Source organism: Lysinibacillus odysseyi 34hs-1 = NBRC 100172, from assembly GCF_001591965.1.
Classification (GTDB): Bacteria; Bacillota; Bacilli; order Bacillales_A; family Planococcaceae; genus Lysinibacillus_B; species Lysinibacillus_B odysseyi.
On record NZ_BCVX01000003.1, the window covers coordinates 90,236 to 114,100 of the forward strand.

The following is a 23,865-nucleotide window of genomic DNA, read 5'->3' on the forward strand; positions in this document are numbered from 1 at the left end:
ACTTTATTATTAATAATCTATCATTTTAAAGAATCACGCCCTTTAATTGAATATTTCCCTTGTTTCTCCTTCACCTTCTGTTACCCTTCAATCGAATTACATTGTGAAATAATATGGACAGACATAAAGTAAAAAACAATGTTTAACTTCGCTAATACGGAAGACCTCCATATTTCTCAAGTCTTTGTCGATCTTTCCATCCATTTAATTAAACGCATTATTGGATAATAAGTTTGTCTACTACGATACATACTACAGAAGAGGTGGGAAAATGACGATTGTACGATTAGGTTATGTTGCGATGAGTATGGAACTAAAAAATGCTTCTCCGTCTCAAACGATGACATTCACTCAATTTCAAAAAATTAAGGATCGCGAAGCGGCCATACGAAAGCTAGAGCGAATTGCACTGTCAAATTTAGAACATACACTTAGGCTATTAAAACATAATGTCTTTAAAGAAATTCATTTCTATCGCTTAACCTCTCGATTGATTCCTTTAGCTAACCATGAAGAACTACCTGATTGGAATTATCTAAAACCATTATCAGAGAAGTTAATTGAAATAGGCGCGTATGCAAGAGAACATAATATACGAATTGATTTTCATCCTGATCATTTTGTCGTCGTTAATTCACCAAAAACGGAAGTAGTCAGAAACTCTTTAAAAACGTTAAAGATGCATTATTTATTGTTAAAGGGAATGAAAATCGATCCGACGCACCGATGTGTTCTTCATGTTGGTGGGAACTATAAAGAAACTGAGAAATCTTTAGAGCGATTCATTGATAATTGGATGGATGTTCCAAGAGCAATTCAAAAGATGATTATGCTTGAAAATGACGATACTTCTTTTACAGTTGATGATACGTTATATCTATGTGAAAAATTAGAAATACCGCTTGTATTTGATTATCATCACCATCTCGCACATCATTATAATGAAAAATGGGAGGATAAGTGGGACCGAATTGCAGCTACTTGGAAGGATTCACCGTTGCCAATAAAAATGCATATTTCAAGTCCTAAAAGCGAGAGGGAATTCCGTCATCATTCTGATTATGTGGATGTAGACATGTTTTTCAGATATTTAAAAGAAATCAGAGGAACAGTGCCGGAAATACATTGTATGATTGAGGCAAAAAAGAAAGATGAAGCGTTATTTCGTTTGATTGAGGAAATAAAACATAGGGAAGATGTAGAAATGATTGATGGATCTTCCTTTTATTTAAAGTGATAATAACTGACACGGGAGAAATCTCCAGTGTCAGTATAGACCTTTCTTCAATTGACTTTCACTTTGTAATTAAATATTGCTATACCAATGTTTAGTGTGCTTTATTGTACACCCTCACTTTGATTTGGGAACGTTATTTAGGTTTAGTTTGCATACTTTATAAATCTTTATTGCACTAAAAAATAAACAGTTAGTTGAATAAGCAGCTTCTTTTTATTTCAAATTATCTTTCTCTATTGAATTCTTTCTCACTATCAGCCGTATACTAAATAAACTAACAACTGGAGGTGAAAAAAATGAATCTTATTTTATGGATGACCGTTTTGTCTGGCACCTTTATCGCATTATTCGCCGATAATAGAAAATGCAAAAAGAAAATGTTATAAACTCTTTCATATCTATCTAATTTCTTATTGAATTCCTCAACTAATAATAGGCTGGGGACATATTGTTTATAAGCAACAAAAAGCAAGCACCCCACTCAAATGAATGGGGTGTATTGTTATCTAACTTTCATTTGGGAAAGTTATTTGTATTTAATCTGTATAATCAATTCACTTCTTCAGCTAAAAATTTCTCTCCGAAAGTAGTTAATTTGGCTTTGGTTAAGTCAATAGAGTGAACTCTTTCATCGTAGTATGTATCGTCATTGCCAAACCAATAAATAGTAACGTCAGTAATATACTTTTTATCATCCAAGTATTCAATGAACTCTGCCCACATATCCAAAGTTAAATTGTAAGCTGTATGAATAGGTGTAATTCCATTTTTAATTTCATTTAAAATTGTAAGTACTATCTCTTTGTTTTCCAATAAAAAGCCACCTTTCCAAAGCGATATTTGAGATCTTTTTCCCATAAAGTAACCAACGTGTCATTTTGTTTATTAGATTTAATTTGTATGCTTTATAAATCTTGAATGAATTAAAATAGTTTTGAATTTAATAACTGATGATTCTTTTAGAATCCTAAGCAATGCTCGGAGACATTTTAAATGCTTGGTGCACTAAAGTGCCTGTTATTTAAATTTAACGAGTTTCTTAATATTTACAGCTCGACGTAATTGTTCTTTTAAATTTGGATTTTCTTCAAGGTCAAACGATACTACATCATCTTTAGTAAGTGATTTAAATCCATTCATTTGAATATTACTGAAGTATACCTATACGTCATCTTCACCTTCAATCGAAATCCATCCCCAACCCTCTTCTTCGTCATAAATTTTACATACCCCTTCAATGTTATATCTCATTATCAAGCCTCCAATTTCATAAATTGAATCATTATATAATTAACTTGTACCTCTATTTCGAGCACAAATATCAAAAACCCAAATTTTGCAAACCTTATCTAATATAGTATTATCCCCCACTATGCCCCGTTTGAATAATAAGATAAATCTTACATATCAAGACAGGATTTTTTAATCACACATTTTTATAAGTGATGCAGCTTTATTTTAAACATCTTATCTTTTTATAAACATTTAAGTATAAGACTTTTATAAAAAATTTGATCATTTTCTAAAAGTGCTGCTCCACACTCCCACCTGATTGTGGAACAAGGACGCTAATGGAAATATAAATGCACCTATAATTGATATTTATGCTATCTATATACTAGGTTGAAAACTTATCTGCTCTTCGTTCACAAATAATTGTAATTAAACCAAATATAAAAAACATTTTTTCTTCGTGATTTTTGTGAAGTTGTGCTATATTCAAAGTGTCAGGAGTGAGTTGATGAAAAAGTTTTTAACGATTACCGTAATTATTCTTGTTTTACTTGGCGCAGCTGGCTATGCTGTGTGGCATTTTGGGACAAATATTGCTTCCGAAAAAATAATCGAAAAAGTGGAATCTAATTTAGATGACGAAAATCTAGACGAAGTAAAATCCTATATCGCGAACGATCCGCAAGTTCAAGAAATTGTAAGCGAGGCAGCAACTACAAATCCGGATACTCTTCCCTTCCAAACTAAAGAAGAAGCGACACGTGTGTTGATAAAAAAAGTGGGCGTTACTCGTTTACTTGATATTCAGGAGCAAGTTCAAAACGGTTCAATTAGTAAGGATGAAGTATTATCTGAAATTGAAGGTAAACTGTCCGAAGATGAAATTTCTGCTTTAAAATATGTTTTATATAAAGAATTGAATAAATAAAACTAGCCATTTAAAAGTTAAAATAAAAAAGCAGTGAGACTGTGATTCATAAAAGGTTTTTCAACACAGCCATTATTTACTTACTATAACTCCAACTACGCGGCAGTCTCACAATGTGCCGGGTGGATGTGGCAACATATTATTGCTTGTGTGTTTAATTATAAAGGCTCGATTCCTCTAAAAAGGAATCGAGCCTTTTTTATCATTGCTTGTTGCTTATTAAACTAAAACTCCTTTTAATTGAATTACTGAACGAGCTTCTCATTAATAAAATTAATTTAGTTCTTCTTTTGCCACAGCTTCCTTTATACAGCAAGCCCTTTACTAATATAAAAATCGAGCTAGAGCTTTATGTCTCTAACCCAATCAAACGTTTTTTCAAAAAGTGAATGAATGGATGCTCGCTTTCATCCGTTTTCCTTGTACAAATAAACAGACTTTGATTGACTTCCGCTTCCTCCACAAAGACTCGTGCAAGCTTCCCTTGTGCTAATGCTTCATTGACGCTGCAGTCTGGCGCGAGCAGCACGCCAAAACCTGCCTCAACAACCTTGATAGATTCAGGCAAGCCCTGCATTTGTATGGCGCATTTTGGTAGTGGGCAGTTATGGGTATAAAAAATAGCCTCCAATAAATCACGAGTTGAGCTACCTCGTTCTCTATAAATAAAACCATGCTCTCGTAAATCGAAAATCGTCACTTCTTTATTTGCTAGGGGATGTGATGGATGTACAACAAACCAAAATGGGACATCTTTAATTTTCTCGAAATGTAAATCTTCATGACCGATATTACTTTGCACAACAAAGCCAAAATCGCTTTCGTAATTTAGGAGATGACGTTCAACAGACACCACATTGCCTAACGATACATACATATCGACATCTGGATTTTCTAGTTTATAACCCGCGATAATTGGCGGTAAAATGTAATTCATCGCGATATAATTTGAAGCAATTTGGATTTTCCTTTTCTTTTCTAAAAACGTTTTAAACTTCTCATCAATCTGTTGTTCTAAATGAAACAAACGTAATCCTTGTTCATACAGAAATTCACCTTCAAATGTAAGCTGAATCCCTCTCCCCTTCCCCGTAATTAATTTGACTCCGATTTCCTTTTCCAATTTTCGAACCTGAGCTGTGACAGCGGGCTGACTAATATGCAGTAAATTAGCAGCCTCGGTTATACTCCCCAGTTTGGCCACATTCGTAAAAATCCGCAGTGTATGTAAATTCATTTAATCACCCACTCATAACTTTAATTTATGAATAGACAAAAATTATATATTTGTCTTATGAATAGTATAGCAGTAATTTAAAAGTAGGGAGGGTTTATTGGAAAAATTACCTTTGGAAAGGCTAACTTTCGATTTCGAGTTAGCACTTGGAGTTCCCTTATTAGGAATCTCTTACATTGGGAGGAAGAACAATGAGTTGTACATGTTATAAAAAGGAGGTGCTGCTTCAACAAGACGCAATAGATTATGCTTTTAAATTACGTACAGTATATAGCGATCCTATAATCGTCTTAAAGGCAGAAAAAAAGAAAGGATGTGAGGTTCTTATTGTTACTTCATTTTGTGTAACACATACAATAATGTATTTATTACCTAAATATTTTCCAAACGTTGTACTTACTATATAGACTAAAGAAAGACATCCTCATATGAAAAGCGTCATACTTGGCACTACTCTCTTTAGCAAAATAATATCCCCTTTCCGCATTATAAAATAACAAAATAATTTGTACTTGGTTTAATGTAAAAATAAACTTTTGGAGTGACTATTATGGCTATAATACTAACAATGCTTGCCCTATGGGCCATCTTAGGTTTTGTGGGAGCAGGCGGATCGGGATTTATTATTGCAATTTTAACATTGGTTTTTAATGTGCCTATTCATATTGCCCTAGGAACATCCCTATCAGCAATGGCATTTACGAGCCTTTCAGGAGCGTTTAGTCATTATAGGGAAGGAAATACGTCTATAAAGACGGGTATCATTGTAGGGTTATTTGGAGCTGCTGGTTCTTTTATTGGTTCCAAAATCGCGATACTCATTCCAACAGATTACATGCATTTTTTCACAGCGGGTATGCTGTTTCTATCATCAATTTTGCTGATTATACGATTGTTTTTATTTAAGGAAAAAACTCGATTAGAAACAGATGAGCGACTAAGCGCTTTATTTGTGCTAAAGGCAGCAATATTAGGAATAATCGTCGGAATGCTCTCCGGAACCTTTGGAATCGGCTCTGCACCTTTTATTCAATTAGGATTGCTCACAGTTTTAGGAATTACCCTTGCTCAATCTGTTGGCACAACATTGCTTGTTATTATCCCGATTGCAATCGGTGGCGGAATCGGCTTTATATTAGAGGGTTATTTAGACTTTGTCTTATTACTGCAAGTCCTTATAGGAACAATGGTAGGAGCATATATTGGAGCCAAATTCACCAACCTTGTACCAAAAGTTATTTTAAAAGCGGCAATGATATTAACACCAGCTGTTTCTGCACTTTTACTTATCTTGTAAAGGATGCTTATTTACGTGTCAAAGTCAGGTATTTACAATTAATTAGTTTCTGAATACGGCGCAGTTTTTTCGTCAGAAATTGCTCCATATAACTGGAAAGAAAATATGTTAAATAAGCATAATCATACGCTACAGAAATGAATAAGTACTATTCTGCCGTTTATGATTGGTAGATTTCTGAATATGGAGAGTAATACAAAATAACACATTAAACATTGTTACAATAATGTCTAATGTGTTTTATTGTACGACCTAACTTTCATTTGGGGCCGTTTTATGTATACGTTATAAATCTTTACTTTACTAATTACCCGTTAGCTCAACACGAATTTTTTCTATAAGGAATCATAAACATCATTAACGGAGCGAATTCATTTTCTTTTGATAACTACGAACAGGACGCTAGAAATGCAAACCTGGGTACCGTTATTCACCCCCGACGGAAAGCTTCGATTTGTTTCCGAACTATGGCTGGGGGAATTAATTGGGTATGTTCCCCTTTATCGTTGCAGGTAAAAATTCCTTTGAAAACATCAGGCATGGCATCATACTGTTTCTCTAATTGTTCATTAAATTCTTTGAAACAGTCATACGGATATTTTTCAAGCAGGTAAGGCAGTAAAAAAGCTGACCGCAAGATTTCATATTCCTCATAATTATATGGTGTACTATCGGGACGCTTTTTTAAGATTTCCAACATCTTCTTCATTAAACCGGCCACTTCTTTTTCGCTTGCAAAGGCAGCATATCCTCTAATGGCAGTAAGCCGCATATCCAAATACCGCTCTTTTTTATATGCTTTTAGAAAAAAGTCCTTTCCGTCTTCGGGCAAGTCAAATACTAATTGCTTTAGTAAGGCATTTCGTTTAGCAATATCCTTTGTATTAAAATATGTTTCCATTAGTGTATTTCTTTCGTCCATATAGTTCATCTCCATTCATAAACTGTTAGGTTACAACTTGCTTTTTAGAAAGATTTAGTTCAGATGCAGTAAGCGGGATTAATAATTGCTATGTTTATGCCGCTTCAAGAACATACGATTTATATTCTTTTCGATAGTAAGGCTATTAACTCCCCTATTCTAATTGTACCAAACTGCATCGTTAGTCGAATAAAAAATGAAACCAATCTTTTATAAACACCGTGACTATATTTTAACTCTACAATAAAAACAGAAGGAGAAATGCTGCCCTTTTTGTGATTTTTCACCAAAAAGCCCTTCTTGTAGCCCTCCATAATACGAAAAACCCCCTGCCAATCGAATGATTGTAGGGAGCTTGTATTCTATTATTTAAACTGAATATGATGGAGCTTTGAAAAGATTCCGTTCGCTTTTACCAATTCATCATACGTACCGCTTTCTTCAATACCGTTCGGCGTCACGACCAGCACTTTATGTGCATCTCGTACAGTAGATAAGCGATGGGCGATGACAATTGTTGTTCGGTTTTGTGCCAGCTCGTTTAGTGATTGCTGAATAATTTTTTCTGTTTCTGTATCTAATGCCGATGTTGCTTCATCTAAAATTAAAATCGGCGGGTTTTTCAGGAACATCCGGGCAATCGCCAAACGCTGCTTTTGGCCTCCTGATAATTTGAGTCCGCGTTCCCCGATTTCTGTCTCATAGCCATCTGATAAATTCTCGATAAACTCCTTCAGATGGGCCTTTTCCGCCGCCTTCTGAATATCCTCAAAGCTTGCTTCCAGATCTCCGTAGGCAATATTTTCACGAACAGTACCGCTAAATAAGAAAACATCCTGCTGTACAATCCCAATCTGCTTACGAAGTGATTGCTGTGTCATATGGCGCACATCCAGACCGTCGATTGTAATCGACCCTTTGCTGACATCGTAAAACCTTGGAATCAGTCCGCTGATCGTCGTTTTTCCTGCACCAGATGGACCGACAAGCGCTACTGTTTCCCCTGCTTTTACGGTAAAGGAAATATCCTTCATAACAGGCTTATTATCTTCATAGGCAAAAGAAACTTGGTTAAATTCAATATCACCCTTTAATTCATTTACCTCTATAGCATCTGGAATATCTGCTACATTCGGCTCGACATCCAGCATTTCTGTAAACCGTTTAAAGCCTGCCATCCCCTTTGGATATAATTCAAGGAGCGCACTGATTTTATCAATCGGCTTAATTAATACATTTGTATACAGGACAAAACTAACAAACTCACCATAGGTTAACTGTCCATTAAAGCTTAGCCAAGCACCAACAATTAAGACGACCAATGTCAGTAAGCGGGTCATCATATAAATACTTGAATGAGTACCTGCCATAATTTTATAGGCATATAGCTTTGCTTTACGGAAAAAACCATTCTGCTTGTTAAATCGCTCCATTTCGAATTCTTCATTAGTAAATGATTTCACGACGCGGATCCCAGCTATGCTGTCCTCGACCCTGCTGTTTACATCGGCGATTTTTCCGTACATTTCCTTCCAGGCACCATTCATTTTTTTATTGCTGTATGTAATCAGCCAAATGAGGAACGGTACCATAACTAATACAATTAGAGCCAGTGTCGGATTAACCGTAAACATTATGGCGAATGTACCAACAAAAGTCATGATAGCGATAAAGAAATCTTCCGGACCATGGTGTGCGAATTCTCCAATATCAAATAAATCATTCGTAATGCGGCTCATTACATGTCCCGTTTTCATGTTGTCGAAAAACGAAAATGATTGTTTTTGAAAATGATTGAATAGCTGGCGGCGCATATCGGTCTCAATATTAATACCGAGTTTGTGCCCGAGGTAATTTACGATAAAGTTTAAAACGGTGCTTAACAAATATGTAAGCAGCAGTAAAATCCCGACTTTTACAATCATTCCCCAATCACCTGTCGGCAATAGCTTATCAATAAACCATTGCACGGCAAGCGGGAAGAACAATTCGAGTACCGCGACGATAATAGCGCTTGTAAAATCAACCATAAAAAGGCGCTTGTGGGGTTTGTAATAAGAGAAAAATCTAAGTATCATATAGTGTCCTCTATTTCTTTTTTCTTTTTCTTAAGGGGAATTTTAAAGCAAATCATATGTCAGGCAGACTGGAGTCTTGTGTCTTGGATCCATGACAATCTCCGCGTCAATTTGGAAGATTTCCTTTAGTGTTTCTTTTTGCATCACTTCTTCCACTTTTCCGTGTTTGATTAATTGTCCGTCCCGTAAAGCAATCAAATTGTGGGAAAAGCGGGCTGCATGGTTTAAATCATGTAAAACCATCACAATCGTACATTGCTGTGTTTCATTTAAATGCTTCAGTACATTCAGCACTTCCAGCTGGTGCGCTAAATCCAGATAAGTTGTCGGTTCGTCCAGAAATATAATATCTGTTTTCTGCGCTAAAGCCATAGCGATCCACACACGCTGCCGTTGTCCTCCGGATAATGTATCCACATCCCTGTATTTCAGCTCAGACGTATTTGTCATCTCTAACGCCCAATCAATCATTTCATAATCTTCCTGCGTTAAACTTTTAAAACCCCGTTGATGCGGAAATCTGCCATAGGAGACAAGCTCTCCTACTGTTAATCCATTTGGATGGTCCATCATTTGCGGCAGGATTGCCAACCGCTTGGCCAGTTCTTTCGTATTCATTTTTACAATCGACTCACCGTCAAGCAGCACATTCCCTTGCGAATAGGGAATAATACGGGTAATGGCCTTTAAAAGTGTCGATTTCCCGCAACCGTTCGGCCCGATAATCGTTGTAATTTCATTTTCTTTTATTTGCAAGGAAATATTATGAATAATCTCTGTTTTTTCATAGCCTACATGGACGTTTTTTACTTCAATCGTATTCATCTTCGGTTCCCCTTAGTTTGTACAAATATGAGTCTGCCACATATTCTACATTAATTGAGAATGGTATTCAACGTTTGAATTGCGTTTACCATATGCAGTAACAAAGGCAAGCAAGCCATTCTGAATATTCACAGACTGAAAAATAGAAGATGCTGAACATGTTCAGCATCTTCTGTGGTCTTTATTTCCCTACACTTTTTACTACATCATCAATGATTTGGCTATTGGCAATCGGACCTGTATATAACCAGGAAGATTCAGGTGAAAAGGCAAATACATTTCCTTCTTTTACTGCAGGAATTGTATTCCAAAGCGCATCGCTTACCGTTGAAGGACTGCCTGCATTATCGCTGTTGATGAGGAAAATATAATCTGCATCCAGCTCTACTAATTTTTCCAATGATACCGCATTCCAGCTTGCTGTACCGCTTGCTGCGATTTCTTTGACAACAGCCGGTGCTTTAAAGCCTAAATCCTCATATAAAACAGCGCCACTTGACAGCTCATCTGATACTAGGTAAAAACTTCCACCTACTAACCAAATTGCCGCTACTGAAGCATCACCTACCGCAGCATCAATATCGGCTTTTGCCGTTTTAACTTTTGCATCATAGTCATCAAGGATTGCTTGTGCATCATCTTTTTTGTCAAAAACCTCCCCTACTGTCAGGAGCTCTTCACGCCAATCGTTATCATTTTCTTTTCCTACTACATATGTTGGAGCAATCGCACTATATTGGCTATATTTATTGCCCTCTACCATTGAAGCCGAATCCATTAAAATTAGATCCGGTTTAAAACTTTGTACCGCTTCATACGGCAAATCAAAGCCAATGGTTGGAACTTCTTCAAGTGAATCTTGTAAGTAGTCTTGAATGCTCGCCCCTTCACCAACACTCCATTGTGCTACCGGCTTAATTCCGAGGGCAACGAGGTAATCCTCTAAATAGGTCGCAATCACACGCTTTGGATGAACTGGAACAGCAACCTCGTTTCCTAAAGCATCTGTTAAAGTACGTACATCCTTTACATCTGTTTTTTCTGTTTGCTCTGTTTCTGTAGAGTCTTTTTTATCAGTTGATTCGTTATTGCAGGCTGCTAAAGCTAACGTTAAAGTTAATAAACTTGCTGCCGTTGCATAACGCCATTTATTTTTCGCCATACTATATTCTTCCTCTCAAAACTGTGATATATTTATAATGATAATCATTATCAATTATGATGTAGAAATTGTCAATAACGATTTAGGAGTTTTTATGATGAGCTTAAAAAGGATTCTGTCCATCATTAGTTTTCTAACTATAAGTATCTTATTATTATTTGCTGCCTTCTTCATTTCTATCCGGTTTGGGGCAAATAATATTACATACGGTGATATTACAAATGCGATTTTACATTTTGACTCAACAAATCCCAATCATGTTGTTATACATGAGCTTCGTATTCCAAGAGCCATCGCAGCCTTATTTGTCGGGGCAGCATTAGCTGTAGCCGGGGCGATTATGCAGGGAGTCACACGAAATGCACTTGCCTCCCCTTCCATACTGGGTGTAACGTCAGGGTCTTCATTTCTTGTAGCCTTGGCTTTTGCATTTTATAAAGACCCCAGTTATGTAATGATCGCTGTTCATGCACTTATAGGGGCAGCGGTTGGGGCGTCTTTCGTTTTCGGCGCAACTGCCATGGCTCGCGGAGGTGTTACGCCTGTTAAACTTGCTTTAGCAGGTTCAGCCATTACAGCGCTGCTGAGCTCACTTTCTACAGCGATTGGGCTGAAATTTGATATTTCCAAGGATATCAGCTACTTTTATGCAGGCGGCTTTGCAAGTATTCAACCAATCCATATTAAATTGGCTGTTCCTCTCATTTTAATCGGGCTTATTTTGGCAATTGGCCTTGCACCTTCCATTTCCGTTTTAAGCTTGGGAGAGGAAGTAGCTAAAGGGTTAGGCCAGAATACGATGGCTATTCGTATTTTGAGTACAGTAGCAGTGATCCTCCTTACAGGAGCTGCTGTTTCAATCGCTGGAATGATCGGTTTTGTCGGCTTAGTCGTACCTCACATTGTCCGCCCGATTGTCGGGGTAGACTATCGATCGGTTCTCCCTGCTTCAGCTGTAACTGGCGGCTTATTATTATTAGTGGCGGATATCTTTGGGCGGATGATAAATTCCCCTTTCGAAACCCCGGCAGGCGCTGTTACAGCGTTAATCGGCGTACCATTTTTCCTATGGTTAGCCCGTAAAGATGGGAGAGGTTTATAATGCAGTTAAGAAAAGATAAAATTCCCTATTCCTTATATATAATATGTTTTCTGCTTCTTATCTTGCTGATGCTCATTTTTAGCATGAATGCAGGCTATATTCAAATTCCGATAGCCGATGTATGGGAGACTATTATTGGACATGGAACAGCGAGCAATGAGTTAACCATTTTTAACTTCCGCTTGCCGCGCATGATAATCGCACTGCTTGTCGGAGCCGGCATCGCTGTTTCCGGGGCCATACTGCAGGCCGTTTCTAAAAATGCACTGGCAGATCCAGGAATTCTAGGCATTAATGCAGGTGCTGGCTTTATGATCGTGTTGTATATCTTTTTTATACAGGGAAACGCTTTTTATCAATCACATATCGCTGTATTTATCATGCCGCTCGTTGCCTTATTCGGTGCATTTTCTGCTGCAGGCATCATTTTTTTATTGGCCTGGAAAAAGGGTTCGGTAAAGCCGACAAGGATGATTTTGGTCGGAATTGGGGTGAATGCTGGTTTTACAGCTGGTTTAACAATTTTCCAAATGAAAATGAATCCGACAGATTTTACACAAGCGCTTGTTTGGATTTCAGGAAGCATTTGGAGTGCAACCTGGACGTATGTTTTAGCAGCCCTGCCTTGGCTCATCATCCTCATCCCTTATGCTTTATATAAGGCCCGTACACTGGATGTCCTGAATTTAGGAGAACAATCAGCTGTCGGTGTTGGTGTTCATGTAAATAAAGAACGAGGCAAGCTTTTACTCATTGCTGTTGCACTTGCAGGAAGCTGTGTAGCCATTGGTGGAGGAATTACATTCGTCGGTCTCATCGCTCCTCATATTGCACGGGCTTTAGTTGGGACACGCCATCAGCGAATGCTGCCTATCTGTATATTGTTTGGAGGTCTGCTCGTTTTGACGGCTGATACAATAGCACGTGTCATTTTGGCACCTCTTGAACTTCCGGTCGGCATTGTTCTCTCTATAATCGGTGCTCCTTATTTCATTTACTTACTGCTCTTTAAAAATTAATCTTCTAAAAAAGCGTTCAGTATATTCAATTGAACGCTTTTTCTATTAAATATACTTTTCACTCGTATCCCTCTCTTTTAATGAGCAGCTTTTATCCTGCTTATTTCCTAAACAATCTGCATAAACTAGCTCCCCCCTGCTTATATAATAAATAGAGTAAATTCTGGAATAAATACTCCAGGGTTTTAATGTAGCTTTCTCTAACAGCTGCTTCCCTATAAAATCGGCTTTTTGCTGCAGCCCCTTACTCTCTTATTTAGAAAACAGAGAATAATTTAAAGGAACCATAATATTTACGGCAAGCATCCATTCCAGTGCAGCTGCATACATAAAAGAGATGGTATTAATAGGACATTTTGCTTTCTAGCAACCGAGAACAGCCCCCTATTGAAATCCTGGACATTCGTATTTATTTATCATTTACAATGTTCATTCAGCAGTGAAATACTTTACAGTCCTGCTATACATAGGAAATAGACCGCAAGGACAAAACACCTTTTTACCGTTTAGTAACTAAATGGTAAAATATAAGAAAAGGAGTGAGAATTATGGAGATGAACCCATCTGAGCTACACTATGGTTTTGGGATGAACGAATCCGGCATCTTCTATTTTGGGGACGAGCCTCATATCGTTGTACCTGCCATGTTCAATGGACGACCAGTGACGACGGTTGCCCATGAGGGGTTCGCAAATAAAGAAATCCTATCCGTTCAGTTACCTGCTACATTAACCGAAATTGGCAGCGGAGCTTTTAAAAACTGTACGCTGCTTGAGCATGTGTCCATTCAAGAAGGTGTCACACGAATTGGCGGCGCTGCGTTTCAAGGCTGTCATTCCCTAACATCGCTTTCATTACCTGAGTCATTGGCTGAAATCGGAAGCTATGCATTTGATGAATGTTTCAACTTATCCTCTATTCAGCTGCCGGAACATATGGAGTATATTAGTGCATATGCCTTTGCTGATACGGCGCTAATGGATGTAAAAGTGCCAAAAGGAATTGAAATTTTAGGGAACTTCCTGTTTTTTAATTGCAAGAATTTACGCACCGTCACATTACAGGAAGGATTAAAAAATATCGGTAATTCCTCCTTTGCCGGCTGTTCATCTTTAGAAGAAATCGAGGTACCGAGTACTGTAGAGCTTATTCGGAAAAACGCCTTTCACCAATGCAGGAGTTTAAAGAACTTAACATTTAATGGCCAGCTGGAAGTTATTGAGCAGACTGCTTTTTCTGAATGTACAGGGATTACTTATGTGGAAGCGCCGTTTTCGGCTGATTTATTTATTGAACTTTATGATGAAAAAAGAGAGATTTTCAAGAACAATCCTTTGAAACTATCCGAATTGCCGGTTGATTATATTCGGATTGGGGACATTTTCCCCAAGATTGATCATATTGTCTGGGAGACAACGACATGGGAGGAATGCGGGCAGCCACTCCCCTCCAAACAAGTTGATTTCCTTCAGCAGGCCCGGATATTTATAGAGGATAAAGACTTTGAGCTGGCGCTTGCACAATTGACTTTATATATTTCCCTCAATCCATACGATTTCGAAGCACATCTTCTGCTTGGTCAACTTCATTACTTAAAGGGAGATTATATTCCAAGCATTGAAGCCTATAACGAAGCCGCTACAGTAAAAATCTCGGACGGGCTTCTGCTGCATCTCGGCCATTCCTTATTGGACGAGAGTTTTAAGGATCCTTCCGTCCCCCGCTATAAGGAGCAGATACTGAATTATGTACCATCGTGCGCATATGACATGATGTGTATGCAGGTTGCGGAGAAATGTCTTTATATGAAGCCGTAAAGAATAGATGGCGCTCTTTTCAACTGGCCATCCTTTCTAATCGGCTTCTTTTTAAGTGATAATATCATCCATCTAAAAAGCGCGTAAACTTTCTAAAGCCTTCATATTTAACAAAATATATCTAATTTTTTCTAGAAAAAAGTTTCCTATAGCTTGTCTGCAGAATACCCTTAGAAGCGAGGTAATAATGGCCTAACTATCTTCTCATTACCTTTGTACGAAAAAGCAATCGTTTTCCATTATTTTCACCCGCCTCCATCCATGTTACAATTCAATTACAAATGAAGAACGGAAGGATAGGTCGGGATGCACATTTTTCTAGATGCGAATATTTTATACAAAGATCCTTTCTTAAAAACTGGCTATTTATCCCTATTAAAGCGTTTAGCCAAAGACGGACGGATAAACCTGTATATAAGTGAAACGTCATACAAAGAGGTACTTCACCGTTTTCAGTCTCACTATGCAAAGCTAATCACAGATGCGAAATTCGCTGCCCATCATATGAACTACTTACTGAAAAAAGATACGGTAACCATTCACGTGACTGAAGAAGAACTAGTCCAGTATTTTGAGGAGAATTTTTACAAAAACGTAGAAGATGGAGTCATAGAGATGATCGAAGCTGATGAACGTCTCATTAATAAAGTAGTGGAACTTGAGCTCTCCCCGCTTGAACCATTCTATCATGCGGAAATTGATGAAGGTGGACGCCCCTATTTTCGAAAGTCCGTTCAAGAGGCCATTACTTGGTATACATATGCAAACTTCATAACAGATAACGAGTTGGAAGATTGCTATTTTATTTCGACTAATATTGAAAAATTTGCCGATAGCCGCCCATTCTCCGAAATGGATGCCTTTTTACCGCATCCCAATTTGGCGCACCATGGCATAGAGCTTTGCTTTAAATCAGTAAGAGGCTTCTTAAATTATAAGCCGGAACTGCTCCGTTTCAGTTTAACAAGTGAAGTGGATGAAATTTACGGCGACTACCTTGTGCAGTTTGCGAATACAAATCTTAATATTTCTATGCTCGATGAGATGTTCGAGTGCTATTTGAAAAAGGATATTGAGTATGCCCTTATGGAAAATCTGATTAAGCTGACCCCTGCTTCCATCCATCCGGATTATCAATCGCCGGGGCGCTTTGTACCAAAGAAAATAAAGGGCTATCAGGATGTGGAATTACAAAATATTATTCTATTTAATGAATGTTTTCTCGTAAGCTGCCACATGAATTTTGAAGTGGATGTAGATCTATATGTCCATCCTGTTGTTCACATGGATCCACAGCATCCACAGCTGCTCTACAGTTCAGAAAGCGTACTAGCTGACACTTACGTTTCTTTCTTTATTCCAATCGAACTGCAGCTCGATGAATGGCATGAAAAAATGAAGGGTATTAAAGACTTTGCAGCAATCTCCATAGAGAAGCAGGAGGAAATTTGGCAGTACTTACTAGAGCAATTCAAAGCCTTCTATCATAAAATCGACCTGCAAAACATTGAAATTCACGAAGTAGATATTCGTCAGATCCAGCTGAAGAATCAATATGTGAGTGGTTAAGTTAGAGGGTGTGTCCTTGACACATCCTCTATCGTTATTTATAGGAAAGTGTTTTTTCTACACATCCTATTCTATCCGTTTAATAAATCGAGACTTGCGGTATAAATAGAAGGAGTGCATTCTTCCCTGCATATTTTCTAATCGTTATTTACTACAGACGTTTTCTTTGCTTTCCGTTACTATTATAAATAAGATAGATTTTCTAACCTAACTACAAAGAATAACTTGTCTTTGTAGGAAATCTCCTTGTCGTGTGAATCGAGCAGAAAGGTCGTGAAAAGATGTGCATAATTTCATTCAGCTATAAAACCAACCCCGATTATCCGCTTATTATCGCTGCTAATCGGGATGAATTCTACATACGTCCCACTGAGCCCGCTCATATATGGGAAGATGCACCCCAGATATTAGCAGGACGTGATACTGAACGTGGCGGTACTTGGCTTGGAGTCAGTAACAAAGGACGAATGGTCGCTATAACCAACTACCGAGACCCCGAATTGGCGGATTCAGGTATTTTCTCACGCGGCCAGATTGCTACAGACTTCTTACAAACGGAAGTGATGGCTGCCTTTTTTGCCAAGGATCTGCAGGAAAAGCGTGATTTATATGGTCCTTTTAATGTGCTGCTATATGACGGCGACAAATTAATTCACTACAATAATATTACGGATGAGATTATGGAAGTTCCGCCTGGTATTCATTGTCTGTCCAATGCAACCCTTAATACACCTTGGCCGAAAGTTGAATCATTAAAAGATTCATTACAAAAAGTATTGGAGAAACCTGATTTTTCTGATGAAGAACTCTTTAGCATACTCTCAGACAAAACAAGAGCTGCTGATGAACTGCTCCCTTCAACAGGCGTGCCTCTGGAGCTTGAGCAGAAATTGTCTTCTGTATTTATCGGATTTGAAGGGTACGGTACCCGTTCCTCAACCGTTATTCGAATGAATGGCAGCTCGTGGGATTTTACGGAGCGGACATTCGAAAATGGACAACCTGTGGGGACACAAACATTCCACTTTCCAATTGAAAAAAAGCTTCCGCGATAATTTTGCTATCGGGGCTGTCAAGAAAGTAAAGACTTTCCGGGCAGCCCTTTTTTATTAGCGATTCTTTTCTATAAAGAAGACTCTTTCAGGGAGGATATTGCATTCTTCCCTTCCCGCTTGCAAAGATTCGCCTTATAATACATTTTAAGCCGTTCTTTTTAGAAATAGATACTAAAAAGTGTAACATTGGCTGGCATATTCCAATACATTTTTGCCCACGCTGTTATAGACACTGCTCAATCTGTAGGAATTCTGTATACAGAAGGTCCGATACCTAAAACAGAAGCTATTTGGATTGAGTAAGGTACACTTACGTTACTTTGCGTATTAAAAATGTAGAGGAGGCTTATCTATGAACAAATTCTTATCTTTACTTGCTGTGGTGTTTCTCTTAACAGGATGTGGCTTGTTCCAAAAAGAAGAGAAGATACCTGTTGATGCACAGAAGACCGCTGAGAAAAGTGGAACCGCTGCTTCATCCGAAACAGTAACAGCGACCGCAACAGCTAAAATGATTAATGCGGAAGGCAAAGATGTTGGAGAAGTAAAATTTACACAGACAAAAACAGGGGTAGAAATCTATACAGACTTATCTAACCTTCCAGCTGGGAAGCACGGTATTCATATCCACGAAGTCGGCAAGTGTGAGCCCCCTAAATTTGTATCGGCGGGCAGCCACTTTAACCCCGAACATAAGGAACATGGGACAGAGAATCCAAAGGGAGCCCATGCCGGGGACTTGCCAAACGTAGATATCGCTAAAGATGGACTGCTAGAAGTTCGCTTTATCTCGGGAACAGTAACATTAGACGAGGGGCATGCCAATTCCTTATTAGATGCTGATGGCAGCTCGATTGTGATCCACGCAGGACCTGATGATTATAAAACTGATCCGGCAGGAAATTCAGGTGACCGCATTGCTTGTGGAGTTATTGAAAAGGATGCTTTATAATTTCTAACTATCATAAGCGGTGATTATGATTTACCTTAAAGGATGACATACTGCATTTGCTTATATCCTGCTGCATCTGCACAAGAAGGGCGCAGAGATGAAAGCCATCATATCTTTGCGGCCAAGCATCGTGTTGTCCTGAGGTCCGGAAGAGCAGTCAGCTGGTGTAAATTCATTCGGAAAGATTCAATACATTATAAATGATGAAAAAGTAAAACAACAGGTGAAGTCATAATCGATTTCACCTGTTGCTTTACACAAAATATTTGCTGAATCTCTTTAGTTTTTTTGCTGTTTGATAAAGTACCAAATAATACTAGTTACTTCTTTTGCTTCGTTCATATACAGGGAAGCTTTAAATTCGTTCGAAAACGCTTTCAATAAAGCATTCATGACAATGACCCGGGGCTCCTTATTTTTTGCCTCAGCAAGTAAAGCTTCTGTTATATCTTGCTGAGATTTTGTAAAGTCAGTATCCTGCTTAAATTGTTCAATATGTTCGATTACTTCATCCGCAGTCAATTCCACCTTATTGAAGGAATTAACAAATATTTGAATATTATGGCTGTCTAAAACATTCGTCTCCTCTTCAGCCATTAGACGAAGAATCTCTTTCACATAAAACATGACAGACCTAGCAATGGTTTTTGGCTCCAATGTATGCTGATGGATCAATTTCTTTGTGAACAGTAAATGCTGCATCATACCATAAAAAAGGACTGACGCTTCAAATGCATGTTCTTCCTTTTCGATAGCGAATACTTCGGTTAATCTTTCGGCTAGCCACTCCAGCTCATAAATACGATATTTAAGGACGAGCTTTTTCAATTCCTGGTCGCCTGAATGAAGAATTTCTTCAAATACTGCATCCAACCCGCGCTTTCGGTTAATACTTGATAAGACTGATATTTGTTCCAGCAATATCTCTATGCCCTCGGAATCCCTTTCCATCATGAGCTCGCCGCGCATCAATCTCGCATCATAGCGGGCCTGCTCTAAAATAGCCTCCACACATTCATGCTTGGAGGAGAAATAGTTATAAAAGGTTCCTTTAGAAATGCCTGCACGACTAATAATATCCTGAATAGATGTTTGCCCGATCCCTTTTTCTACAAACAGGGAAAGTGCGTGGTCAACGACTAATCTTTTACGGTTATTCATATGTGCTCCTTCATGCTTTCTTACGCTCAAGTATACAGGATATTATGTTGAAATCAAATATAATTGGACTCTCTATACTTTTTTATTGATTATTTTGGACTATTAGTATAAAATCGGTCAAGTGAATAAATTAATTAAAAGAAAGACAGGGGAAAACAAATGAATAATGGCCTAAAAGAAAAAAAACCGCCATATTTGATGCTAGCTATTTTGTTCTTTGGGGCTTTCGTATCGTTCTTGAACAACTCGTTATTAAACGTTGCATTACCGTCCATCATGGCGGACCTGAAAATTGAGAACTATTCGACAGTCCAATGGTTGGCTACAGGGTACATGCTTGTCAGTGGAGTATTGATACCTGTATCAGCCTTCTTAATTACACGGTTTAAAAACCGTACATTATTTTTAACAGGAATGGGCCTATTTACGATCGGTACAGCCGTTGCGGCTTTCGCACCGAATTTTGGCTTCCTTCTTGCTGGACGTATGATCCAGGCTGCCGGCTCTTGCGTGATGGGGCCATTGTTAATGAATATTATGCTTGTCAGCTTCCCACGTGAAAAACGCGGAGCTGCAATGGGGATTTTTGGTCTTGTAATGATTACAGCACCAGCGATCGGTCCAACTCTATCAGGTTATATCGTAGAGTATTATGATTGGCGTGTGCTGTTCGAAATGATCTTGCCATTTGCTATTATCAGCCTTCTGCTTGCCATCTGGAAACTAGAAAATGTCATGGAGACGCGAAAAGCATCACTTGACTACTTATCTGTTATCTTATCGATTGTTGGTTTCGGTGGTATTTTATACGGCTGTTCTATGGCAAGCTCTGACGGCTGGACAGATAAAATCGTAATCACAACTATTGTTGTGGGTGTGATTGGTCTTATTTCGTTTATTGTCCGCCAATTCCTTATGGAGCAACCGCTTCTTGATTTACGTGTTTATAAATATCCGATGTTTGCCCTTGGTTCCGTGATTTCAATGGTTACAACTGCTGCATTATTCTCAGGTATGATTTTGACACCTGCCTATGTGCAAAGTGTCCGTCATATTTCACCGTTAGATTCTGGTTTAATGATGCTGCCAGGTGCTATCATTATGGGTATTATGTCTCCAATTACAGGTAAATTATTCGATAAATTTGGACCTCGTATATTAGCATTATTAGGCTTATCTATTACAGCCTATGCAACATATTTATTGTCCAAGTTACAAATGGATTCTTCCCACACATATATCATTTTAATTTACACATTACGTATGTTTGGTATGTCAATGGTAATGATGCCAATTATGACAAACGGTTTGAATCAGTTGCCAACTCGCTTGAATCCACATGGTACTGCAGTAAACAATACTGCTCAGCAGGTAGTTGGTTCTATTGGTACTGCCCTATTTGTAACGTTCATGAACTCTGTTGCGTCCGACAAAGGAGAAGAACTGGCAGCTGGTCTAGATATGACAAAAGCTACAGAGGCGGATTTCACAAGAATCCAGCAATTGTCTTTACTTGAAGGTGTGCAACATTCATTCTTTATCGCTATGATTGTTACACTTATTGCTATCGTTTTATCGTTATTCCTAAAACGTGTAAGCGTGAGTCCGGAAGAAATCGAGAAGCTCGAAAAGCAATAAATAAATTTAAAAGAGATTTCTGTAGGAGATTCCTTCTACAGAAATTTCTTTTTTTATTTCCCTTGGTTTATGTATCAAAGGGAAGTTTTTTTGTATACAAACCCGTTATCCCCCACTCTATCATAAATACTTCCACAGCCCTTGCGCTCATAAAAGAAATTATCGAAACCTTTCCTATTTTTACACGTATGTAACATATATAGAAAGCGAGGAGAATGCATGTTGGATAATAGAGAACAGCTTCTTGATCATCTAGAGAAAATCGGGGATTGGGAAAAAGACCAGACAGGATTATGGTTTTGGGAAAAGCTTGGACGGCTTCCTTTTAAGCTGATAGATAAATTAACGCCTGCTTTTATACAGGAGAAAATTGCTCTATTAGTAACAGAGGTCGGCAATTATATACAAACAGGCGGCCAATACTTAGTTAATGAAAAAGCGATGGTAGACAAAATAGCAATGGCTACCGGCAGACCAGTCGAGACCGTCCTAGAAATTGGTGAAATTCCACTTGATGATATGATTTCGCTCAGCGAATCTCTTCAAAACAGCAGGGTAAAGCTTGCTACTATGCAAGGAGCTTCAACGGGTGTTGGTGGTATCTTTACATTAGCAATCGATATCCCCCTTATTTTGGGTATGGCGCTAAAAACCCTGCAGGAAATTGCCATTATTCATGGCTATGAACCGAATAATAAGCAGGAGCGTATTTTTATTATCAAATGCCTTCAGTTTGCCTCTGCCGATGTCGTTGGAAAAGAAGCCATATTGAAAGAGCTTTCTACTATTCATGAAAATAAGCAGACAGAGAAAAATATGATTTCACAGCTGCAGGGATGGCAGGAGGTATTCTTTACGTACCGGGATAATTTTGGGATGAAGAAGCTTTTTCAAATGATACCGATCGCAGGTATTCTCTTCGGTGCATATGCGAATAAATCGATGATGACTGATATTGCCGAAGCAGGGATTATGCTGTATAGGAAGCGTCGTATTTATGAAAAGCTTACTGTGCTTGATCCACATGAAAATGAACTTAAATAAGCTTTCTACACGAAAAAGCTGGTTCTCTCAGTAAGAGAACCAGCCTTTTCTTCGTATTCTAAATGGTTATAGGGGGTAGTACTCTCTACCACACTATTCTTTCCTATAAACCATTGAATGAACATTCCTTCAGGAACATACCGTTGTACTATATAGGAAATAACGACAGGAACAGTTAGCTTGCCAACAATAAAAAAGTGAAGATGAACTTTCTTTTTATTTTATAGTTATCTGGCAATAGAAACAGCAAAAAAGACGGTTTTACAGGGAGGACAAGAAGATGCAAATTATCAGCTGGGTACTGACGGGCGTGCTTGCAATTACTTTTATGGTCGTTGGTTATGGAAAATTATCCGGAGCCAAAGCTTATCATATTGCCTTTATCAGATGGCGCCTACCACATTGGTTTCGGATTTTTACAGGAGCAATAGAAGTAACGGGCGCCTTATTTTTACTCATCGGGATTTGGTTTCACTCGATTGCTGTAGCCGGTGCTGTCCTGCTATTCATGGTCTGTATAGGCGGCTTACTCGTCCACCTTCAAAACCAGGACAGCTCAAATGATATGTTACCTATTATGCTGCTTGGTCTGCTTTTGCTTTTTTATATTATCATATTACTCTTTTAATTTTCTGAAGCATTTTCTTTTAGATGCATAATAATATGTAAAACCAGTCGATCCGTGCTTCAACTGACTTTACATTTTTATTGACTTCCTGGTCAAAACCAGGGAGCAACTGCCCTATTGCATTTATTAATACATAGGGACCTTTAGCGTAACAGCCTTCCCTATAGGATCATAATTTTCATCAAATGGGGATGCTACCATTATCTCAATGACAGCTATATCCATGATTTCTGATTCAAAATCCACGGCCACTGTCCCTTGCTTTCTTTCATTTGGTGCAAATATTGGATCAAACTGGGTAGACAGTGCCGGATGAAACATGGAGATTTCTTTTGTATCTGACTGAACTTTTGCATCGTCAATTCGAAAATATACAGGAGCTTCCCCGTTGTTTTCGACTTCTATATTCATGTATACGAGTGTTGAACGCTCTTGGCCGCTAACTGCATTTTTAATATGTTCACTAGCTGGGATGAACTCTTCCAATGTTGCTTGTGTAACAGTCAGTTTCACCGGACCGGATATAGCGGTGTACTCCACTTTCCCAGATTCAAATAAAATATGATGAATGCCCGTTTCGTCAGTTACCTCTTTACTACCGATCAAGCTTTCCTTTTTTTTAGTATCCATCTGCTCTTCTGCTGCATTTTCTGCCGGTATCATATGTCCGGATTTCTTTTCTTCCTTTTTATGTATTATATAATCTAAAGGACTTTCCTCACTTACAACGGCTAGAGCTATTGCTCCTATTATCACAAAGAGAGCTGTAATGATCCCGCTTATTAACAACATTCGTCCTTTTCCCATGAAACCACCTCTTATCATGGTTCTATTATAACGAATTCATTTATATTACCACACGATTTTTTAATGATGAATTTCTTTCATTTTAACTAACTGTAACAAAATAAAGATATATTTTTAATATTTACGGTTTTTCTTTCTCCATTCAGCCATCAAT

At 38.2% G+C, this 23,865-nt stretch carries 21 protein-coding genes; 12 read left to right on the top strand and 9 right to left on the bottom strand.

Going from position 1 to position 23,865, the window contains the following annotated elements:
* The first annotated feature begins 271 nt into the window (after positions 1–271).
* Complete coding sequence (gene uvsE, locus BOD01S_RS05575) at positions 272–1,237, top strand: UV DNA damage repair endonuclease UvsE (protein WP_036158626.1); 966 nt, start codon at positions 272–274, stop codon at positions 1,235–1,237.
* Positions 1,238–1,786: 549 nt separating this feature from the next.
* Here the strand turns inward: uvsE and BOD01S_RS05580 are convergent.
* Together BOD01S_RS05580 and BOD01S_RS23660 are read right to left on the bottom strand one after the other, a co-directional pair.
* Positions 1,787–2,050, bottom strand: a complete 264-nt coding sequence (locus BOD01S_RS05580; RefSeq protein ID WP_036158623.1) for a hypothetical protein — start codon at positions 2,048–2,050, stop codon at positions 1,787–1,789.
* A gap of 204 nt (positions 2,051–2,254) precedes the next feature.
* Positions 2,255–2,377, bottom strand: a complete 123-nt coding sequence (locus BOD01S_RS23660; protein WP_233153046.1) for a hypothetical protein — start codon at positions 2,375–2,377, stop codon at positions 2,255–2,257.
* Positions 2,378–2,978: 601 nt separating this feature from the next.
* On the opposite strand from BOD01S_RS23660, the gene BOD01S_RS05590 reads away from it, so the two are divergent.
* Positions 2,979–3,398 (top strand): hypothetical protein, encoded by a 420-nt coding sequence (locus tag BOD01S_RS05590; RefSeq protein ID WP_036158620.1) that lies wholly within the window; start codon positions 2,979–2,981, stop codon positions 3,396–3,398.
* Positions 3,399–3,747: 349 nt separating this feature from the next.
* Here the strand turns inward: BOD01S_RS05590 and BOD01S_RS05595 are convergent, their stop codons facing one another.
* The gene (locus BOD01S_RS05595; protein WP_036158616.1) at positions 3,748–4,635 is read right to left on the bottom strand and encodes a LysR family transcriptional regulator; all 888 of its coding nucleotides are present in this window, start codon (positions 4,633–4,635) and stop codon (positions 3,748–3,750) included.
* 550 nt (positions 4,636–5,185) lie between these two features.
* Here BOD01S_RS05595 and BOD01S_RS05605 point away from each other — a divergent pair.
* The gene (locus BOD01S_RS05605) at positions 5,186–5,932 is read left to right on the top strand and encodes a sulfite exporter TauE/SafE family protein (protein ID WP_036158611.1); all 747 of its coding nucleotides are present in this window, start codon (positions 5,186–5,188) and stop codon (positions 5,930–5,932) included.
* Positions 5,933–6,362: 430 nt separating this feature from the next.
* On the opposite strand, the gene BOD01S_RS05610 is transcribed toward BOD01S_RS05605, so the two are convergent.
* The 4 genes from BOD01S_RS05610 to BOD01S_RS05630 form a co-directional block, all read right to left on the bottom strand.
* Entirely contained in the window at positions 6,363–6,854 is a 492-nt protein-coding gene (locus tag BOD01S_RS05610; protein ID WP_052124989.1) for a hypothetical protein, read from the bottom strand.
* Between the two features lie 365 nt (positions 6,855–7,219).
* Positions 7,220–8,932 (bottom strand): ABC transporter ATP-binding protein, encoded by a 1,713-nt coding sequence (locus BOD01S_RS05620; protein WP_036158604.1) that lies wholly within the window; start codon positions 8,930–8,932, stop codon positions 7,220–7,222.
* Positions 8,933–8,974: 42 nt separating this feature from the next.
* Positions 8,975–9,757: an ABC transporter ATP-binding protein gene (locus BOD01S_RS22860; protein WP_036158602.1), complete on the bottom strand. Its 783-nt coding sequence runs from the start codon at positions 9,755–9,757 to the stop codon at positions 8,975–8,977.
* 181 nt (positions 9,758–9,938) lie between these two features.
* Positions 9,939–10,919: an ABC transporter substrate-binding protein gene (locus tag BOD01S_RS05630; RefSeq protein ID WP_036158599.1), complete on the bottom strand. Its 981-nt coding sequence runs from the start codon at positions 10,917–10,919 to the stop codon at positions 9,939–9,941.
* A gap of 97 nt (positions 10,920–11,016) precedes the next feature.
* Between BOD01S_RS05630 and BOD01S_RS05635 the strand changes: the two genes are divergently transcribed.
* From BOD01S_RS05635 to BOD01S_RS05660, 6 genes are all read left to right on the top strand, one after another.
* On the top strand, positions 11,017–12,021 hold the full coding sequence (locus tag BOD01S_RS05635) for a FecCD family ABC transporter permease (RefSeq protein WP_233153045.1): 1,005 nt from the start codon (positions 11,017–11,019) through the stop codon (positions 12,019–12,021).
* Entirely contained in the window at positions 12,021–13,040 is a 1,020-nt protein-coding gene (locus BOD01S_RS05640; RefSeq protein WP_036158593.1) for a FecCD family ABC transporter permease, read from the top strand. Before BOD01S_RS05635 ends, BOD01S_RS05640 begins: the two co-directional genes overlap by 1 nt.
* A 548-nt stretch (positions 13,041–13,588) precedes the next feature.
* Positions 13,589–14,857 carry a leucine-rich repeat protein gene (locus BOD01S_RS05645; RefSeq protein ID WP_036158590.1) on the top strand — a complete coding sequence of 423 codons (1,269 nt, stop codon included), beginning with the start codon at positions 13,589–13,591 and terminating at the stop codon, positions 14,855–14,857.
* Between the two features lie 306 nt (positions 14,858–15,163).
* Entirely contained in the window at positions 15,164–16,426 is a 1,263-nt protein-coding gene (locus BOD01S_RS05650) for a PIN domain-containing protein (RefSeq protein WP_036158587.1), read from the top strand.
* A gap of 281 nt (positions 16,427–16,707) precedes the next feature.
* Positions 16,708–17,481, top strand: coding sequence for an NRDE family protein (locus BOD01S_RS05655; RefSeq protein ID WP_036158584.1), 774 nt, complete (start codon positions 16,708–16,710; stop codon positions 17,479–17,481).
* 352 nt (positions 17,482–17,833) lie between these two features.
* Positions 17,834–18,433: a superoxide dismutase family protein gene (locus tag BOD01S_RS05660; RefSeq protein WP_036158581.1), complete on the top strand. Its 600-nt coding sequence runs from the start codon at positions 17,834–17,836 to the stop codon at positions 18,431–18,433.
* 279 nt (positions 18,434–18,712) lie between these two features.
* On the opposite strand, the gene BOD01S_RS05665 is transcribed toward BOD01S_RS05660, so the two are convergent.
* Positions 18,713–19,594 (bottom strand): TetR/AcrR family transcriptional regulator, encoded by an 882-nt coding sequence (locus BOD01S_RS05665; protein WP_036158578.1) that lies wholly within the window; start codon positions 19,592–19,594, stop codon positions 18,713–18,715.
* A gap of 159 nt (positions 19,595–19,753) precedes the next feature.
* Here BOD01S_RS05665 and BOD01S_RS05670 point away from each other — a divergent pair, with 159 nt between their 5' ends.
* The 3 genes from BOD01S_RS05670 (at position 19,754) to BOD01S_RS05680 (ending at position 22,904) form a co-directional block, all read left to right on the top strand.
* Positions 19,754–21,232, top strand: coding sequence for an MDR family MFS transporter (locus tag BOD01S_RS05670; RefSeq protein ID WP_036158575.1), 1,479 nt, complete (start codon positions 19,754–19,756; stop codon positions 21,230–21,232).
* 222 nt (positions 21,233–21,454) lie between these two features.
* Positions 21,455–22,276 carry an EcsC family protein gene (locus BOD01S_RS05675; RefSeq protein WP_036158572.1) on the top strand — a complete coding sequence of 274 codons (822 nt, stop codon included), beginning with the start codon at positions 21,455–21,457 and terminating at the stop codon, positions 22,274–22,276.
* 280 nt (positions 22,277–22,556) lie between these two features.
* On the top strand, positions 22,557–22,904 hold the full coding sequence (locus BOD01S_RS05680) for a DoxX family protein (protein WP_052124988.1): 348 nt from the start codon (positions 22,557–22,559) through the stop codon (positions 22,902–22,904).
* A gap of 126 nt (positions 22,905–23,030) precedes the next feature.
* On the opposite strand, the gene BOD01S_RS05685 is transcribed toward BOD01S_RS05680, so the two are convergent.
* The gene (locus BOD01S_RS05685; RefSeq protein WP_036158570.1) at positions 23,031–23,711 is read right to left on the bottom strand and encodes a hypothetical protein; all 681 of its coding nucleotides are present in this window, start codon (positions 23,709–23,711) and stop codon (positions 23,031–23,033) included.
* Positions 23,712–23,865 lie beyond the last annotated feature (154 nt).